The sequence below is a fragment of the Paenarthrobacter ilicis genome (genome assembly GCF_016907545.1).
Lineage (GTDB): Bacteria > Actinomycetota > Actinomycetes > Actinomycetales > Micrococcaceae > Arthrobacter > Arthrobacter ilicis.
Genome location: NZ_JAFBCD010000001.1, coordinates 491,171 through 507,468 on the forward strand (window position 1 = coordinate 491,171; position 16,298 = coordinate 507,468).

The 16,298-nt window shown below is 64.2% G+C and carries 16 protein-coding genes; 13 read left to right on the top strand and 3 right to left on the bottom strand.

Features of this window, described 5'->3' with window-relative positions; translation table 11 throughout:
- Window positions 1–61 precede the first annotated feature (61 nt).
- The 3 genes from JOE60_RS02385 to JOE60_RS02395 all read left to right on the top strand — a co-directional run bounded on the left by JOE60_RS02385 (window position 62) and on the right by JOE60_RS02395 (window position 2,866).
- On the top strand, window positions 62–1,078 hold the full coding sequence (locus tag JOE60_RS02385; protein ID WP_167265728.1) for a LacI family DNA-binding transcriptional regulator: 1,017 nt from the start codon (window positions 62–64) through the stop codon (window positions 1,076–1,078).
- 5 nt (window positions 1,079–1,083) lie between these two features.
- On the top strand, window positions 1,084–1,656 hold the full coding sequence (gene pyrE / locus JOE60_RS02390; protein WP_167265267.1) for an orotate phosphoribosyltransferase: 573 nt from the start codon (window positions 1,084–1,086) through the stop codon (window positions 1,654–1,656).
- Window positions 1,657–1,729: 73 nt separating this feature from the next.
- Window positions 1,730–2,866, top strand: a complete 1,137-nt coding sequence (locus tag JOE60_RS02395; RefSeq protein WP_167265265.1) for a thioesterase domain-containing protein — start codon at window positions 1,730–1,732, stop codon at window positions 2,864–2,866.
- Window positions 2,867–2,900: 34 nt separating this feature from the next.
- On the opposite strand, the gene JOE60_RS02400 is transcribed toward JOE60_RS02395, so the two are convergent.
- A complete protein-coding gene (locus tag JOE60_RS02400; protein WP_167265263.1) occupies window positions 2,901–3,671 on the bottom strand; it encodes a tyrosine-protein phosphatase in 771 nt (256 codons plus the stop codon).
- A 25-nt stretch (window positions 3,672–3,696) separates the two neighbouring features.
- Window positions 3,697–4,527: an HAD-IIA family hydrolase gene (locus JOE60_RS02405; RefSeq protein WP_167265261.1), complete on the bottom strand. Its 831-nt coding sequence runs from the start codon at window positions 4,525–4,527 to the stop codon at window positions 3,697–3,699.
- A gap of 300 nt (window positions 4,528–4,827) precedes the next feature.
- On the opposite strand from JOE60_RS02405, the gene JOE60_RS02410 reads away from it, so the two are divergent.
- The 4 genes from JOE60_RS02410 to JOE60_RS02425 all read left to right on the top strand — a co-directional run bounded on the left by JOE60_RS02410 (window position 4,828) and on the right by JOE60_RS02425 (window position 8,451).
- Window positions 4,828–6,108 carry a hypothetical protein gene (locus JOE60_RS02410; RefSeq protein WP_204814813.1) on the top strand — a complete coding sequence of 427 codons (1,281 nt, stop codon included), beginning with the start codon at window positions 4,828–4,830 and terminating at the stop codon, window positions 6,106–6,108.
- Between the two features lie 51 nt (window positions 6,109–6,159).
- Window positions 6,160–6,861 (top strand): TrmH family RNA methyltransferase, encoded by a 702-nt coding sequence (locus tag JOE60_RS02415; protein ID WP_204814814.1) that lies wholly within the window; start codon window positions 6,160–6,162, stop codon window positions 6,859–6,861.
- Between the two features lie 148 nt (window positions 6,862–7,009).
- A complete protein-coding gene (gene fbaA / locus JOE60_RS02420; RefSeq protein WP_167265258.1) occupies window positions 7,010–8,029 on the top strand; it encodes a class II fructose-bisphosphate aldolase in 1,020 nt (339 codons plus the stop codon).
- Entirely contained in the window at window positions 8,029–8,451 is a 423-nt protein-coding gene (locus tag JOE60_RS02425; protein ID WP_167265256.1) for a DUF3151 domain-containing protein, read from the top strand. The genes fbaA and JOE60_RS02425 overlap by 1 nt, the downstream gene beginning before the upstream one ends.
- Window positions 8,452–8,743: 292 nt before the next feature.
- On the opposite strand, the gene JOE60_RS02430 is transcribed toward JOE60_RS02425, so the two are convergent.
- Window positions 8,744–9,376, bottom strand: coding sequence for a uracil-DNA glycosylase (locus JOE60_RS02430; RefSeq protein WP_167265254.1), 633 nt, complete (start codon window positions 9,374–9,376; stop codon window positions 8,744–8,746).
- Window positions 9,377–9,761: 385 nt separating this feature from the next.
- On the opposite strand from JOE60_RS02430, the gene JOE60_RS02435 reads away from it, so the two are divergent.
- The 6 genes from JOE60_RS02435 to JOE60_RS02460 all read left to right on the top strand — a co-directional run bounded on the left by JOE60_RS02435 (window position 9,762) and on the right by JOE60_RS02460 (window position 16,224).
- On the top strand, window positions 9,762–10,376 hold the full coding sequence (locus JOE60_RS02435) for a SipW-dependent-type signal peptide-containing protein (protein ID WP_167265252.1): 615 nt from the start codon (window positions 9,762–9,764) through the stop codon (window positions 10,374–10,376).
- A gap of 3 nt (window positions 10,377–10,379) precedes the next feature.
- Window positions 10,380–11,036 carry a SipW-dependent-type signal peptide-containing protein gene (locus JOE60_RS02440; protein WP_167265250.1) on the top strand — a complete coding sequence of 219 codons (657 nt, stop codon included), beginning with the start codon at window positions 10,380–10,382 and terminating at the stop codon, window positions 11,034–11,036.
- On the top strand, window positions 11,033–12,184 hold the full coding sequence (locus tag JOE60_RS18260; RefSeq protein WP_167265248.1) for a signal peptidase I: 1,152 nt from the start codon (window positions 11,033–11,035) through the stop codon (window positions 12,182–12,184). The genes JOE60_RS02440 and JOE60_RS18260 overlap by 4 nt, the downstream gene beginning before the upstream one ends.
- 238 nt (window positions 12,185–12,422) lie before the next feature.
- Complete coding sequence (locus JOE60_RS02450) at window positions 12,423–13,712, top strand: adenylosuccinate synthase (RefSeq protein ID WP_024819369.1); 1,290 nt, start codon at window positions 12,423–12,425, stop codon at window positions 13,710–13,712.
- 192 nt (window positions 13,713–13,904) lie between these two features.
- Window positions 13,905–15,323 (top strand): MFS transporter, encoded by a 1,419-nt coding sequence (locus tag JOE60_RS02455; RefSeq protein WP_167265246.1) that lies wholly within the window; start codon window positions 13,905–13,907, stop codon window positions 15,321–15,323.
- Between the two features lie 10 nt (window positions 15,324–15,333).
- On the top strand, window positions 15,334–16,224 hold the full coding sequence (locus tag JOE60_RS02460) for an SMP-30/gluconolactonase/LRE family protein (RefSeq protein WP_167265244.1): 891 nt from the start codon (window positions 15,334–15,336) through the stop codon (window positions 16,222–16,224).
- Window positions 16,225–16,298: the final 74 nt, after the last annotated feature.

The window sequence follows — 16,298 nt, forward strand, 5'->3', positions numbered from 1 at the left end:
GGAGACAGCGGCCGGCCCGGAGACGGCGGCCGGCCCGGGTACACCGGCCAGGCCGCCGGTGATGGGGGATGTCGCCAAGCTGGCCGGCGTCTCGCACCAGACCGTCTCGCGTGTCCTCAACCACCACCCGAACGTCAGCAGCACCACCAAGGAACGCGTGGAAGCCGCTATCTCCCGTTTGGGTTACCGGCGTAATACCGCGGCCCGGAGCCTGGTGACCCGGCAGTCCCGGACCATTGGTGTTCTGGCCTGCGAAACGGGGCAATTCGGGCCCGCCAATACCCTGTTGGGCGTTGAACAGGCCGGGCGGGAGGCAGGATACTTCGTCAGTATCGCCAATCTCCGTGAGGTGACCCGGGAGAGCATCGACGACGCCCTGGCGCATTTCCGGAACCAATCCGTGGACGGGATCGTCATTCTGGTTCCGCACCCGGATGTCCTCGCAGTCCTGAGGGATGTCTCCGCGCCGGTGCCAATTGTCGCCGTGGGCGCAGGAGTCGGAAACCAGTTGGCCGGAGCCTCATTGGATCAACGAATGGGTGCACGTTTGGCGGTGGAACACCTGATTGAACTGGGGCACCGCAGGATCGCCCACATTTCCGGTCCACCACACTGGATCGATGCCGCGGAGCGCATCAAAGGGTGGCAGGAAGCCCTGGGCACCGCAGGCTTCGAGGCCTCGGTGCTGCTCCGGGGTGGCTGGGACGCCGCCTCCGGTTACCGTGCCGGGCTTGCCTTGGTTGATCACAGCGATATCACCGCCGTCTTCGTTGCCAATGACCAAATGGCGGTGGGCGTCCTCCGGGCTGTCCAGGAAGCCGGGTTGCGGGTTCCGCAGGACCTCAGCGTGGTTGGCTACGATGATCAGCCTGAAGCGGAGTTCTTCATGCCTCCCTTGACCACGGTGAAACAGGATTTTGAGGAACTGGGACGCCGCTGCATGGAAACGGTGCTCCAGCAGATCGGCGCCGACCCTGCGGGCAACGTTGAGCAAATGGTCACCCCCCGGTTGGTGATCCGTTCCACCACGGCGGCTCCTGTCACAGACGCCCGCAGCGCGCTGTCCCCACTAAACTAGGAGCCATGACCTCCTCGCATGACACTGCTGCTGCCCGCGCCCGCCTTCTTGAACTCATCAAAGAGCTGGCGGTGGTCCGCGGAAAGGTAATCCTCTCCAGCGGCAAAGAAGCGGATTATTACATTGACCTCCGTCGCATCACCCTGCACCACGAAGCCTCCAAACTGGTGGGTCAGGTCATGCTGGAGATGATTGACGACGCCGGTGTGCAGGTTGAGTGCGCAGGTGGACTCACCATGGGGGCAGACCCTGTGGGTACCGCCGTGATGCACGCGGCAGCCGATGCTGGCCGCGCCGTGGACGCCTTTGTGGTCCGCAAGGCCCAGAAGTCCTACGGCATGGGCCGCCAGGTGGAGGGTCCCTCGGTTGAAGGCCGCAATGTTGTGGTCCTGGAGGACACGTCCACCACCGGCGGATCCGCACTGACCGCCGTCGAGGGTGTCCGCAAAGCCGGCGGCAACGTGGTGGCTGTTGCCGTGATCGTGGACCGCAACACCGGTGCCAAAGAGAAGATCGAAGCCGAAACAGGCGTGCCGTACCTCTTTGCTTTCGGCAAGGACGAGCTCGGCCTGGACTAAGCACCATTCCATACCGCGGGCAGTCATCATGCTGAGGATGTGAGGTTCTGCTCCTGAAGCCTATGCTTGCTGCGTGGATGTGCAAGTAGGGAATCAACCGGCGCCGCCGGAGGTGGACGAACACCTCCGCGCGCCGGTTGCCGGCCCGTCCCCCGCGCAGCCTGAAACGGCAGAGGATCCGGGCTCGTGGGCCCGTGTCCTCCCTTACGCTGCGCGCCTGAAAAAGTCCTCGCGCCGGAACTTCCTCCTTGCCACAGGAGCGTCCGCTGCTTTGGTCGGAGACATGCTGTTCACGCGCCACGTGCAGGCCGAACGGCGATCCACCAAGATCCTTCGCATGCCGGACAACTTCTCCGACCTTTACTTCCCGAAAGCCAGTTGGATCCTCTTCCCCGGGTTCAAGACAAGTTGGGAAGAGGCGCAGTGGATCCTCAATACGCTCCGCCCGGCCATGCACCAGCGCGGCCGCATGGCCGCCGTCGGGTATTCCAACCTGGGGTTGGACGTGGACGAAATTGTGCGCGCCATCATTTTGCATGTCAGGGAACTGGGGCTGGAGAAGCTGTACTTTTACGGCCATAGTTTCGGCGGCATGCTGGCCACCCAGGTTGCTGCGCGCTTGCTGGAACTCCACGGCCAGGAGACGCAGCTGATCGTGTTGGACTCCAGCCCGTTCAACAGGTCCGATGTCCTTGACCAGAGCTGGTTCGACGGCGTGGTGTTCCTCTATGAGAACGGCTTCCGCATCCCCTCTGTCCTGCGTGGTGGCTACGAACTGGGGGAGCGGGTGGTGCACAAGGATGAGCGCACCTGGCGCCAGATCCTGGACCAAACGCTGGAACAACTCTCACCCATTGCCCCGTCCAGTGTGCTGATCCAAACCGAGTCCGCGTACATCTACCACTTTGACGGGCTGCGGTTGGCGGGGAAGATCGGGAACGCAAAAATGGCGTTCTTGGGGAACTCCGAGGATGGAACCGTCAATTACGAGTCCGCCCGCGCAGGATGGAGCAGGGTGTTTGGTGCCAACATGGCACTGCCAACCCTCAGCACAGAAGGCGCCAGGCCCGCCCACGCCAGTCCGCAGTGGAACGGGGACGTGTACCGGAGGCTGCTGGAACAGGTCCAGGACCAACTGCAGCCCTTGCCCGCTCAACCCGAAGAGCCGTCCTACCAGGAACCGAACGGCAAGATCATCCGGCCAGCCTAGATGTGGGCAGTAGAACTGGTTTTGGACGGCAGAACTAGTGCAGACGCAGGTTTGCGACGTCTGCAGCGGTGAGTCCGGCGTCCCTCAGGAACGAGCCGGCATCTTTGAACTCCCCGGCAAACCCGGCCAGGAAGTGGCGCATGGCGGTTTCGGGGCTCTGAAGGATCATGAGGTCAGGACTGAAGAATTCTTCCCGGGCCGAAGGGACACTGAGCCGCCACGTCTCCGCCATGACCTTCAGGACCTCCGGAAGGTTGGGCGTGGTGGCCGCATAGTCAGCCACCACTTGGTCCTCGTTCCCGCCACTTGCCAGCATGGCGATCGCGGAAACCACACCCGTCCTGTCCTTGCCCAAGGAACAGTGGATCAGCGTGCGCTTACCGCGGGCAGCAGGTCGCAGTGCAGTTGCCACCCACTCCGGACGCATCCGGACCCAGTCCAGATACAACTCGCCCAAATCCTCCGCCGTCCGGACAGACTGCAGCGATCCCGCCACCGTGGTGGGATCCAACGGGTTGAGAATCAGCTCAACAGCAGGCGGGACGACGGCGGCGGGTGCGGATCCGCCGTCGGCTGCGGTAATGCCCGGGCCGTCCACCGCAGCCTGTCCGGTACCCGTCGTCCGGCCAGGGTCGGTGACCAACCATGGCACCAAGGACCGTTCAAGCTCGCTCCGCAGGTCCACGATTGCCTGGATGCCGTGCCCGCTGAGGAAGCCGGACGTGGCCGCCGCATCCAACCCGAAGGGCTGGCTGCCCCGCAGGATCCGGCCACCAGCCAGCGGACGGAGATTGAGCACGGCCATTGCGGAGTTCCTTTGGAAGGTTTGCCTAGATCTGGCTCTTCAGGTCAGCCACGGAGTTGAGGATCTGGTTGGGCCGGAAGGGGAAGGACACAATTTCTTCCCGCTGAGTGATGCCGCTGAGCACCAACACCGTGTGAAGGCCCGCTTCCATTCCTGCCACGATGTCCGTATCCATGCGGTCGCCAATCATGGCGGTGGTCTCGGAGTGGGCATCGATCTGGTTCATGGCGGACCGGAACATCATGGGGTTGGGCTTGCCCACGATGTAGGGTTCCCGGCCGGTTGCCTTGGTGATCATCGCCGCGATGGCACCCGTGGCCGGCATGGGGCCGTCCTTGGATGGGCCGGTGGCGTCAGGGTTGGTGGCGATGAAGCGGGCGCCGGCCAGGATGTGCCGGACGGCCATGGTGATTGCTTCAAAGGAGTAGGTGCGGGTTTCCCCCAGGACCACGAAGTCCGGGTCCGTGTCCGTGAGGATGAAGCCGGCCTCGTGAAGGGCCGTAGTCAGGCCTGCCTCGCCAATGGTGTAGGCACGGTTGCCCGAATCGGACGACTGGACCTGGTCCTTCAGGAACTGGGCCGTGGCCAGGGCGGAAGTCCAGATGTTCTCTTCCGGAACTTCCAGCCCGGAGGCGTGCAGGCGGGCTGCGAGGTCCCGGGGAGTGAAGATGGAGTTGTTGGTCAGGACCAGGAACCGCTTGGACGTATCCACCCAGCGTTGGATCAACTCCGCCGCGCCGGGGATCGCTTGGTTTTCATGGACCAGGACGCCGTCCATGTCAGTGAGCCAGCATTCGATCTCGTGACCGTTGCGGTACACAGAGGTGGACGTGTGGGGCGTGGTTTCTTCTGCCATATTTGCCTCCGGCTGGTGTTGAACATGCACTGGGTACCAGTCTTCCATCATTCGGCCGTCTGGACATCCCGGAAGGATCCCTATGTGGGAAGTTCTGCCCATGTGGATAACCCCTTGTGACTTGCAAGGCAGGCCGCCTGCTGAACTACGCTGGTGGCTGCACGGAACGGGCCACACCGCGGGTCGGGGGATCATCACGGTATTCATACAGGCTCCCGCGCTTCCGCAGGTCCCCTTCAGGATTGTCCACCGGATTTCCCGTGGACGCCGGTACCACCACTGCTTACGAAAGGGCCTGCAATGAGCAAGAACGACGGAGTACCCCAGCCTCCCTACAACCCGGACGGCGTTCCCCAGCCGCGCTACGGAACGGGGCAGGAGCCGTATCGTCAGTATCAGCCGGGCGCGCAGAACCAGCAGCCGGGCCAGTACCAGCCCGGCCAGGGGCAGGAGGGCCAGACGGAAGCCTTCCCCACCCAGCCGCCAGCTACACAAGCTTTCCCCACGCAGCAGTACCCAACGCAGCAGTACCCAAGCCAGCAGGGTTTCCCGCCGCCCGCGGCGCACTACCCCGGCCAACCAGCGGGACCCGGCCAACCAGCGGGACCCGGCCAACCAGCGGGACCCGGCCAACCAGCGGGACCCGGCCAACCAGCGGGACCCGGCCAACCAGCGGGACCCGGCCAACCAGCGGGTCCGGGCCAGGGCCCGGGTGACCAGAACAAGAAGTCGCTGTTCCTCATCCTGGGCGGCGTGGCCGTCGTCGTGATCATTGCGCTGGTGGTGGCGTTTACGTGGTTGATTCCGTCCATGGCGAAGCCGACGGCGGTTGAGTCGCCGTCCGTGGCGGCGTCTGAGGAAGCCTCGGATGCCGCAGCCGAGCCTTCAACCGATCCTGAGCCCTCCGCAGACGCAGAGCCTTCGGCCCAGGCATCGGGGTCAACGGACATCCCTGCCGGGGCCATCCCGCTGCCTGCGGTCTGGGAGCAGCTCCAGGGTCCCAGCAACGTTCCCGCTGATGGGGATCCACTGTTCAGCAAGTGGGTAACGGGCGAATCGTCCTTCCAGTACCTTGCTGAGTGGACCCATGACGAGTCGTTTGGAATTACCAAGGATCCCTCCACGGGTGAGGAAATCCAGAAGCGCGCCCAGGGCACGGTGGAAACCGATGCGGACGGAATTGCGCAGGCTTACGCGTTCTTCGCCGAGTCGGAGGAGGGCAAGTTCGGCAAGAACCCGGACGACGTCAAGAAAGCCATCAAGGACATTGAGGCCCGGTTCAAGGGCATGACTGCCACGGAACTGCCGCAGAACCTTGTGGGCCACAAATGTACTTCCAACTTCAAAACCAGCATGCCCGAAGCCCGTGAGTTCCGCCGCGGCGTAGCTGTGGTGATTGGTTTCACCTGCAACAACGCCCGCGGCGAGGCCATCCAGGCGGTCAACCTGTTCTCCGTGACACCGTGGGGCACCCCGCAGATGCTCGGCGTGAGCGGGCACAAGGAGTACTGGGACGCGCACCCCGGACTGTTTGAGCAGCTGGCCAACTCATACCGCATCAACAAGTGGAAAGTGGGCTAAGGCTCCGAACAGCCGGGCAGGTTGAACTCCGGGCAGGGCTAAAGTTGAGGGGTGACTGACCTTCCCCCCAACTCCGCCCTGCCCGCCCCTGCCGACGGAACGGCTGCCGAAGAAGCCCCTGCGGGTGGCGAGGCAGAAGCCAAAGTGGAGGTCGGCGTCGGCCCCTGGGAAGGTGAGTTGCCTGCAGGCGACCATTGGGACCCGGACCTGTTGAGGGACGGTGACCGCCGCAACGTTGTGGATCAGTACCGGTACTGGAAGCACGAAGCGATCGTGGCCGACCTCGACTCCAAACGCCACGAGTTCCACATTGCCATTGAAAACTGGCAGCACGACCTCAACATCGGCACCGTGGTCCGCACAGCCAACGCTTTCCTTGCCAAAGAGGTCCACATCATCGGACGACGGCGGTGGAACCGGCGCGGCGCCATGGTCACCGATCGCTACCAGCACGTCCGCCACCACCCCACAGTGGAGGATTTTGTCCAGTGGGCGCAGGGGGAGGGGCTGGCCGTGATCGGGATCGACATTTTCCCGGACTCAGTGCCGCTGGAAACCTACGACCTTCCGGAGAAGTGCGTGCTGGTGTTCGGCCAGGAGGGACCCGGGCTGACGCCGGAGGTTCACGAGGCTGCCGAGGCCACGCTGTCCATTGAGCAGTTCGGATCCACTCGGTCCATGAACGCCGCATCCGCCGCCGCAATCGCCATGCACGCCTGGGTCCGCCGGCACGTGTTCCAGCAACCCGTTTAACTCCCGCCGGACGGCACCCGGCGCAAGTGTTAAGGGCCTCAGTGACCGGAAACACGGCGCGGGGCCGTTGTCGCTAGGATGGTGCCTAGCCGTAAGCGGTCTACTCCAGGGCTACCCGCCCACAGACGAATTCAGCATAGGAGTCACCATGCCCATTGCAACCCCAGAGATTTACTCCGAGATGATCGACCGCGCGAAGGCTGGCGGATTCGCTTTCCCCGCGGTCAACGTGACGTCGTCGCAGACTCTGAACGCTGCGATCCGCGGTTTCGCCGAGGCCGAGTCGGACGGCATCATCCAGGTTTCCACCGGTGGCGCAGCCTACTGGTCCGGCGCTTCGGTCAAGGACATGGTTGCCGGTTCGTTGGGCTTCGCAGCGTTCGCCCGCGAAGTTGCCAAGAACTACAACGTGAACATCGCCCTGCACACGGACCACTGCCCGCAGGACAAGCTGGAAGGCTTCGTGCTTCCACTGCTGGCCGCTTCCGAGGAAGCCGTCAAGGCCGGCAAGGACCCCATCTTCAACTCCCACATGTGGGACGGCTCGCACGAGACCCTCACGGACAACCTGCGCATTGGCCGCGAACTGCTGGAACGCGCCGCAGCTGCGAAGATCATCCTCGAGGTTGAAATTGGCACTGTGGGCGGTGAAGAAGACGGTGTTGAGAACGAGATCAACGAGAAGCTCTACACCACCACCGAGGACGCCCTCGCCACCATCGAGGCCCTGGGTGCCGGCGAAAACGGCCGTTACCTGACCGCTCTGACCTTCGGCAACGTCCACGGCGTGTACAAGCCCGGCAACGTGAAGCTCCGCCCGGAACTGCTCAAGCAGATCCAGGCTGAAGTTGGCGCCAAGATCGGCAAGGAAAACCCGTTCGACCTCGTATTCCACGGCGGCTCGGGCTCCACCGAGCAGGAAATCGCGGACGCCGTTTCCTACGGTGTCATCAAGATGAACATCGACACCGACACCCAGTACGCCTTCACCCGTCCGGTTGCGGGCCACATGCTCTCCAACTACGACGGCGTCCTGAAGATCGACGGCGAAATGGGCAACAAGAAGACGTACGACCCCCGCGTCTGGGGTGCTTCGGCCGAAGCCGGCATGGCCGCACGCATCGTCGAGGCTGCCCAGCAGCTCGGATCGGTAGGCAAGACCTTCTGATGTCGGACGAATTTCGCAGGAACCTGATGGGGCCGGAGCCAACACTCCTGCCCGCCGAAACCGAGATCTACCAGCACTTGGCCCTCGGCAAGGAAGCACTGGATCTCGTAGCCCAGAACCCCACGTCATCGCTTTTGTGGGCGATCCTGGCAGAGGAAGCCTGGGCGGAAGGCCGGACCATCGAGTCCTACGCCTACGCCCGGGTGGGCTACCACCGCGGATTGGACTCGCTCCGCCGCAACGGGTGGCGCGGCGTCGGACCCATCCCGTGGGAGCACGAGCCCAACCAGGGCTTCCTGCGTGCGCTCTTCGCGCTGGGCCGTGCGGCGTCTGCCATCGGTGAGGCTGAAGAGCCGGAACGGATCGCGAAGTTCCTGAACGACTCCGACCCCACGGCCAAAGCGGCGCTCGAAGCCCGCTGAAGCTGACCCCCGGATAACAAACGACGACGGCCCCCACCGGAAGGTGGGGGCCGTCGTCGTTGTGTGCGTGCGTTGTGAGGCCCGGTCTGCGGGCTATCCCGTGGGTTTGGCGCGCAAAGCAGGCCCCACAACGAAAGGGTGCGTGTGTTGTGAGGCCCGGTCTGCGGGCTATCCCGTGGGTTTGAGGCGCAAAGCAGGCCCCACAACGAAAGGGTGCGTGTGTTGTGAGGCCTGGTCTGCGGGCTATCCCGTGGGTTTGAGGCGCAAAGCAGGCCCCACAACGAAGGGGTACTTAGGCCTTGCGGGGAATGCCCGTCCGGGCCATGGCCTCGGCGTATGCGCCGTGGATGGCGTCCAGGTATTCCTGCTGGCGTGCCGGGGTGCCGGCGAACGAGCGGCCACCGAGCGAGCGGACCTTGAAGGTTTTGAAACCGCGGCGGGCGATGCTGGCGGGTGCAGCCTTCATGAGCTGGTCTGCCAAACGGTGTGCCTCGTTGCCGTGGGCCACGAGGGCCGAGGTGCGGGGCAGGAGCTGCAGGAGGCGCAGCAGCGGCTTGAGGCCCTCGGTGATGTTTGCCGGGGTCAGCTTGCCGGCCTCGCCATTGGGCTCGATCCACGGGTAGGCGTTCCAGGGCATCATGAGCTCGGGACGGAGGCCCAGCTGCCATTGCATGCCGAGCATACGGGTGTTTGCTTCTTCATCGCCGGGAGTGATGAAACCCTCGCCGGAGGTGGTGCGCTGGTTGGAGAAAAGGCTGACGATGCGGCAGTCATCCATGCTGTGGGCGGGGTCGATGTAGAGGACCTCGCTGCCCGGCTTCTGCTCCTTGATGGAGTCGCACAGCTCGTTGACCTCGGCGATGTGCGGTTCGTAGCGGCGGTTCCAGAGGATTTCTTCGGGTGATTCAGTCGCCAGTTCTTGCATCAGGGGTTAGGTCTCCTAGGTGTTACAGCGCACCGTTCCAAGGTGCCGCGGGCATGCCGCAGCCGAACCTCAAAGGGTGCTGTTGGGGGCTAACTAACCTTACCGGACTATGGGCGCCCACGGGTCCCGCTGCGGCGCGCCTTCCGGTTGCGACCCGGCGTGTTGCCCGCAAATGTGATGGAAAACCACGTTATTGGTGCCCGTTATGCCGGGGTGTTTCCGGTGCAGTGTGACGCCGTATCGTCGCAGCTCAGGAGCCTTAGTGTTGACTTTCCGTCCCCTGGATGGTGTGTTGAACCCAACGGTTTGGGGGAAACCGGCTGGGCACCCCCATACCCAGGACCCAATCCGGGACCGCAGCTTGGAAACTACCGTGGGGGTAAAAGTGGTTGCTACACAAGAAGCGTCAGCTGGGACAACACCGGAAAACAAGGCACCAAAGGTCCGCGCCATCCTGGCCGGTGGCCTGGTCCTCGGAGTGGGGGCCGCGATCACCTTGGCCGCGTGGAACAATTCTGAATTCGGGCAAGGCACTTTCACCGCCGGCTCCTTCAATCTTCAGGGCAGCACCAACGGCACCACGTTCACGGAAAACCCGGTGGACTCGCCCGCCACCCTGGGCTTCACCACCAACCCAACCAACCTTGCGCCCGGGGACGTGGTCAGCGCCCCGTTCGCGGTTCGCTTGGATGGAGCCTCCAGCAACGACGCCACCGTTCTGGTGTCTACATCCGGTTCAACGGGTGCACTGACTGGCCTGACCTACGAGCTCACGCAGACGTCCGGATTCGGTTGCGGTGAGGCCGTCACCGAAACGCTGGTGGCCAGCGGTCAGACGCTGGGTTCGACGCCGGCAAATGTCACCTTCGCGTTGAGCCAGGGAGCCGGCTCGGATCCCGGTGCGGCAGTAAATCTCTGCTTCAAGGTGACTGCTGGATCCACGCTTCCGCAAGCCCAGACCGGAAGTACCACCTGGGAATTTGCGGCTACCTCGGAGTGATCCGTGGGACGGCGAGCTGCAAACCACCGTGGCGCGACGTTGCTGCGGCTCCGGGCCGTCCTGGCCGGGGCCTTGGTGCTTGGAGTGGGGAGTTCGGTAACCCTTGCTGCGTGGACTGACAGTGACCAGGCAACTGGCTCCTTTGGCACGAGTGTCTTTGCCACGGAGTCCACAGCGGCCAAGCCCTACGTTGCCAGCGGACCGTGGGCGGCCAACGACACAGTGCCTGGAGCTACGTTGCTGTTCCAGGCCACGGGGATGAGCCCCGGGACAGCCTTTTACGCGCCGTTCGCGATCAGGACCACAGAAAAATCCGTTGCAGGCACGGTGGTGTTGGGGGTTCCTTCCGTGGTCAGCAGCAACAGCGGCGCCGCTGACCTTGGCACGGCACTTCGGTACCGTGTGGTGCGGTCAGCAAGTTGCGATGCCTCTGCGTTCGGGGGCGCACCCGCATTTGTGGTGGGCAGTGACGGGGCAAAGCCCCTCACGCAGGGCCAGGCGGCCGGCGTCGTGAATCCCTTGGCAGCCGCGACAATCAACCAACCGGGGGCTCCCACGCAGTTCTGCTTTGAAGTGAGCCTGCCCGCAGGAGCGAACACTGCACTGCAGGGTCAGACCGCCACCGTCACCTGGCCGTTCACGGCCACCTCCACCACATGAGAAGCCGTGGAGCCAGGCTGCGGAACGCCCTCCTGAACATCGCGGCGGCCGGGGGAGCGGTCTGCATTGTTGCCGCGCTCTGCGCTGTGCTGTTCAACATCACCCTGATCATGTTCAAGACCGGATCCATGGCGCCGGCCATACCGGCCGGATCCTTGGCTGTGGTGCGGGCGGTCCCGGCGTCGGACATAAGCGTGGGGGATGTGGTCACGGTGGACCGTCCCGGGAAGCTCCCCATCACGCACAGGGTGCAAACGGTGCAGCCCGGCGAGGGTCCAACGCGGACCATCACCATGAAAGGCGACGCCAACGCCCAGGACGATCCGGAGCCATACGTGGTGGACCAGGTGCGGGTGGTGCTCTGGTCCGCCCCGGGCCTGGCGTACCCGCTGGCGGCGACTGCCACTCCGGCGGTCCTGGGTGCCACCACGGTCGCAGTATCCGCGTTGGTGACGTGGGTGTTGTGGCCGCGGCGGGGCAGGGGACATCGGGTCGGCGAACCCCGGGTCGGCGAACCCCGGGTCGGGGAACGGCAGGTCGGGGAACGGCAGGTCGGCGAACGGCAGGTCGGCGAACGGCAGGGCAAGGAACACGGGCGCCGACGCGCGGCAGGCAACCACAAAAGCCAAGGGAAGAAAGCCGCCGCAGGAACAGCCCTGATCCTGGTGCCGGCCGTGCTGATTCCGCTCTCCGGGACAACGGGCCAAACGGAAGCTTCCTGGCAGCGGAGCAACCCGGCGCCAGCGTACCTTGGGGCACTGACTGTCCCGGCCCCGGTGCTGAACGGTCCATGCTCGTACAACCCAGGTGTTCTTGGGCTGGGTGCCTACGTGCGGATCCGGTGGCTCCCACCCAGTACTTACAGCCTGACTGATGCCGAGGTGCAGGCGTCCACCAGTGGGCTGGGCTCGGCGCTCGCACCCTTGACGGGTTTCAGCTTCAGCGGCAGCAATACCACCGGGAACGCCCTCACCGGCTACGTCACGGATGTGCCCACCAACCTGTTGGGCGGGTTGCTGGGGCTGGGCACGGAGCTGCAGTTAGCGATCGTGGTCAAGCGGTACACCTGGACCTCGCAGGCCGCATCCGTTGCCAGCAACGCAGGCTTGGTGGCTGGTTTGGGCGGTACCTGCCGGAATCTGACGTAACAACGTAGTCCAAGGAGCGCGGCAGCCACGAACCAAACTTCACCGAACCGCCGTCGTACAGTCCTTGACACAAAGTATTCCAGTGCAATCGGCTAAACTTGGCTGGTAAGAGCCCCGAACTCTTGCGCTGGTCACCGCCCGCGGTGAACTGCACCGGTTATGTCGGGGCATTCTCATGTACGGCGCCTGACCCTGGTGATCCATCCGGAGCGGGCCCGAAAGAATGGGGGAGGATCCCATGCCCGCTATCGTGATCGTCGGAGCCCAGTGGGGCGACGAAGGCAAAGGCAAAGCAACCGATCTGCTCGGTGGCCGCGTTGACTACGTGGTCAAGCCCAACGGCGGTAACAACGCCGGGCACACCGTGGTTGTTGGCGGTGAGAAGTATGAGCTGAAGCTCCTTCCCGCGGGCATCCTGAGCCCCAACGCAATCCCTATTATCGGTAATGGCTGCGTGGTGAACCTGGAGGCGCTCTTCCAGGAGATCGACGGCCTTGAGGCCCGCGGTGCGGACACGTCCCGCCTGCGTGTTTCGGCCAACGCCCACCTGGTTGCGCCCTACCACCAGGTGCTGGACAAGGTGACCGAACGCTTCCTCGGCAGCCGCGCAATCGGCACCACCGGCCGCGGCATCGGCCCGGCGTACATGGATAAAGTGGCCCGCCTGGGTATCCGCGTCCAGGACGTTTTTGACGAGTCCATCCTCCGCCAGAAGGTGGAAGGCTCGCTGCGCCAGAAGAACGAGCTGCTGGTCAAGGTCTACAACCGCCGCGACATTGTGGTGGACGAGATCGTGGAGTACTTCCTGTCCTTCGCCGAGCGCCTGCGCCCGTTGGTCATTGACAGCACACTTGTCCTCAACAACGCCCTGGATGAGGGCAAGGTGGTGCTCATGGAGGGTGGCCAGGCAACGTTCCTGGACGTTGACCACGGCACCTACCCGTTCGTCACCTCGTCCAACCCCACAGCTGGCGGCGCATCCGTGGGCTCGGGTATTGGTCCCACCCGCATTTCACGCTCGATCGGCATCATCAAGGCCTACACCACCCGTGTTGGCGCCGGACCGTTCCCCACGGAACTTTTCGACGACATGGGTGTCTACCTGCAGAAGACCGGCGGCGAGTTCGGTGTGAACACCGGCCGTCCCCGTCGCTGCGGTTGGTACGACGCCGTCCTGGCCCGCCACGCTGCCCGCGTGAACGGCTTCACGGACTACTTCGTCACCAAGCTGGACGTTCTCACGGGCATCGAACAGATCCCGGTCTGTGTTGCCTATGACGTTGACGGCGTGCGGCACGACGAAATGCCCATGACGCAGACCGAGTTCCACCACGCAGTGCCCGTCTTCGAGTACTTTGACGGCTGGACCGAGGACATCACCGGCGCCCGCACCCTGGAAGACCTCCCGGAGAACGCCCGCAACTACGTGCTGGCACTGGAGAAGCTCTCCGGTACGCGCTTCTCCGCCATCGGAGTAGGCCCGGACCGCGACCAGACGATTGTTGTCCACGACCTGATCAACGACTGACTTAACATTCGACGGCGGCGGGCCGCCCCAGGTTCTTCCCACGGAGCCGGGGCTGTCCGCCGTCGCCGTTTGTGCTCTGCCTACAGAGCACCCCCAGCCGCCACCCGGGACTAAATCCGGGACAGTGGCGGTTACGCCATGGGACTGGATACGGTGAGCGCCTTCCCGGCGATGCGGACGAAACGAGACCTCATGACAACAACGGCAAGCGACGGCGTCGGATTCCGCTCCAAACGGGGACCCATCCTCATAGCGTTGATGCTGTCCACGGGGTTGGTGGCGATCGATTCCACGATTGTTGCCACGGCAGTGCCGTCCATTGTGGAAGACATCGGCGGTTTCTCGTCCTTCCCCTGGCTGTTCTCGGCCTACCTCCTGGCGCAGGCAGTCTCCGTTCCCATCTACGCCAAACTGTCCGACATGGTGGGCCGCAAACCCCTTATTCTCTTTGGCATCGGCTTGTTCCTGTTGGGCTCCATCCTGTGTGGGCTGGCGTGGAGCATGCCCGCACTGATCGCGTTCCGCGTCCTCCAGGGTCTGGGAGCAGGGGCCGTGCAGCCCGTCTCAATCACCATTGCCGGCGATATCTACACCCTCGCCGAACGCGCCAAAGTCCAGGGCTACCTGGCCAGCGTGTGGGCCATCTCCTCGGTGGTGGGGCCAACGTTGGGCGGCGTTTTCTCCACCCTGGGAATCTGGCGCTGGATCTTCCTCATCAACATCCCGCTGTGCCTCCTGGCCGGCTGGATGCTGGTGCGCGCGTTCCACGAGGACGTTGAACGCACCAAACACCGTGTGGATTACCCCGGCGCTGCACTGCTGACCGTGTCCCTGAGCCTGCTGATCCTGGGCGCGCTGGAGGGTGGCCAGGCCTGGGAATGGAACTCCGCCATCAGCATCGGCGTGTTCGCTGCCGGCGCGGTCCTTTTCGGACTGTTCCTCCTGGTGGAGCGGAAGGCCGCCGAACCCGTCCTTCCGCCGTGGGTGGTTTCCCGCCGGTTGCTTGCGACGACGGCACTCATCTCTTTCGGCGTGGGTGCGGTGCTGCTCGGGCTGACTTCCTATGTCCCCACCTTCCTGGAAGGCTCCATCAAGACCTCCCCGATTCTGGCAGGACTCGCGCTCGCGGCCCTGACCCTCGGCTGGCCCATCAGCGCCTCCCAGGCCGGCCGGTTCTACCTCCGGATCGGCTTCCGCAAAACGGCCCTGATCGGCATCTCCATTACCGTAGTGGGCACATCCATCCTGGCCCTCACGGCCTCCTCGCCCAATGTGCTGCTGGTAGCCGTGTCCTGTTTCATCGTGGGCCTTGGGTTGGGACTGGTGGCAACACCCACCCTCATCGCTGCCCAGTCCAGCGTGGACTGGAATGAGCGCGGCGTAGTGACCGGAACCAACCTGTTTGCCCGCTCGGTTGGCAGTGCAATAGGCGTGGCCGTGTTCGGCGCCGTGGCCAACGGCATCTACGCCAACGCCGGCCTTGCCGCCGGAGCAGACGGCCACGGACCGGCGGCCACGGTGGCAGCGTCCTCCGCTGTGTTCCTCGCAGTCCTGGTATGCGCCGTGCTGACGGTGGTGGCCGTGATCCTGATGCCTTCCAAGGAGGACTAGTCTCGACTCCATGGACAAAGCAACCCCCGCCACCCCGCTCATTGAAGGCAGCCTGGAAAAGCTGTTCGAAGGAACCGTCTGGGCCGAGGGGCCTGTCTGGATTCCGGAATCGCAGACCGTGCGCTGGAGCGACATCCCCAACAACCGCATCCTGGAGTTCAACCCCGCCACCGGCGCCACGCGCGAGTACGCCACCGGCGTCGAGTACACCAACGGCCGCACCCTTGACCGGGACGGCAGCGTGGTCCAGTGCAGCCACGGACGCAGGCGCATGGAACGCGATCACGACGGCGGGGTCTCGGCAATCGTTGACTCGTTCGGAGAGCATCGGCTCAACTCGCCCAACGATGTTGTGGTGGCGGCAGACGGTACCGTCTGGTTCACGGATCCGCCCTACGGCATTTTGCCCCGCACCGTTGAGGGCCATGAGGGTAACCAGGAATACGGTGGATGCTACGTTTTCCGCTTCGATCCTGCGGCGGACGGGCTGCGTCCGGTCATCACGGATCTGGTCCATCCCAACGGCCTGGCGTTCTCGCCCGACGAATCCCTGCTGTACGTCTCGGACACCGCGGGGCCGTCCCGTGGCGTCCCGTTCCGCATCGCCGTGTTCCCGGTGGCCGACGGAAAGTGCGGAGCGGGGGAGACGTTCGTCGAATTGGATGAGGACAGCGTCTCCGACGGCTTCAGAGTGGACACCGAAGGAAGGGTGTGGACGTCCGCTGGCTCTTCCGTGCGCGTTTACGCTCCCGACGGCGGGCTGCTGGCCGCCGTCGACGTCCCCGAAAGAGTTTCCAACCTCTGTTTCGGTGGGCCGGACGGCCAGGACCTCTATCTCACGGCCACCACGTCCCTGTACCGGCTGCGGACTGCCGCGCAGGATGCTGCGTGGCGGGGCTGAGAGGTCAGCTCCCGCCTGGCCGCGATGGAATCGGCCACTTCATAAGGTTGCTGTAGTTCTGGGGGCGGCGGTTC

Excerpts from the sequence above, each read along its gene's own strand:
- JOE60_RS02455 (WP_167265246.1), top strand. The coding sequence starts at position 13,905 with ATGACAACAACGGCAAGCGACGGCGTCGGATTCCGCTCCAAACGGGGA.
- pyrE (WP_167265267.1), top strand. The coding sequence starts at position 1,084 with ATGACCTCCTCGCATGACACTGCTGCTGCCCGCGCCCGCCTTCTTGAA.
- JOE60_RS02410 (WP_204814813.1), top strand. The coding sequence starts at position 4,828 with ATGAGCAAGAACGACGGAGTACCCCAGCCTCCCTACAACCCGGACGGC.
- JOE60_RS02425 (WP_167265256.1), top strand. The coding sequence starts at position 8,029 with ATGTCGGACGAATTTCGCAGGAACCTGATGGGGCCGGAGCCAACACTC.
- JOE60_RS02430 (WP_167265254.1), bottom strand. The coding sequence starts at position 9,376 with ATGCAAGAACTGGCGACTGAATCACCCGAAGAAATCCTCTGGAACCGC.
- JOE60_RS02450 (WP_024819369.1), top strand. The coding sequence starts at position 12,423 with ATGCCCGCTATCGTGATCGTCGGAGCCCAGTGGGGCGACGAAGGCAAA.
- JOE60_RS02460 (WP_167265244.1), top strand. The coding sequence starts at position 15,334 with ATGGACAAAGCAACCCCCGCCACCCCGCTCATTGAAGGCAGCCTGGAA.
- JOE60_RS02400 (WP_167265263.1), bottom strand. The coding sequence starts at position 3,671 with ATGGCCGTGCTCAATCTCCGTCCGCTGGCTGGTGGCCGGATCCTGCGG.
- JOE60_RS18260 (WP_167265248.1), top strand. The coding sequence starts at position 11,033 with ATGAGAAGCCGTGGAGCCAGGCTGCGGAACGCCCTCCTGAACATCGCG.
- JOE60_RS02385 (WP_167265728.1), top strand. The coding sequence starts at position 62 with ATGGGGGATGTCGCCAAGCTGGCCGGCGTCTCGCACCAGACCGTCTCG.
- fbaA (WP_167265258.1), top strand. The coding sequence starts at position 7,010 with ATGCCCATTGCAACCCCAGAGATTTACTCCGAGATGATCGACCGCGCG.
- JOE60_RS02405 (WP_167265261.1), bottom strand. The coding sequence starts at position 4,527 with ATGGCAGAAGAAACCACGCCCCACACGTCCACCTCTGTGTACCGCAAC.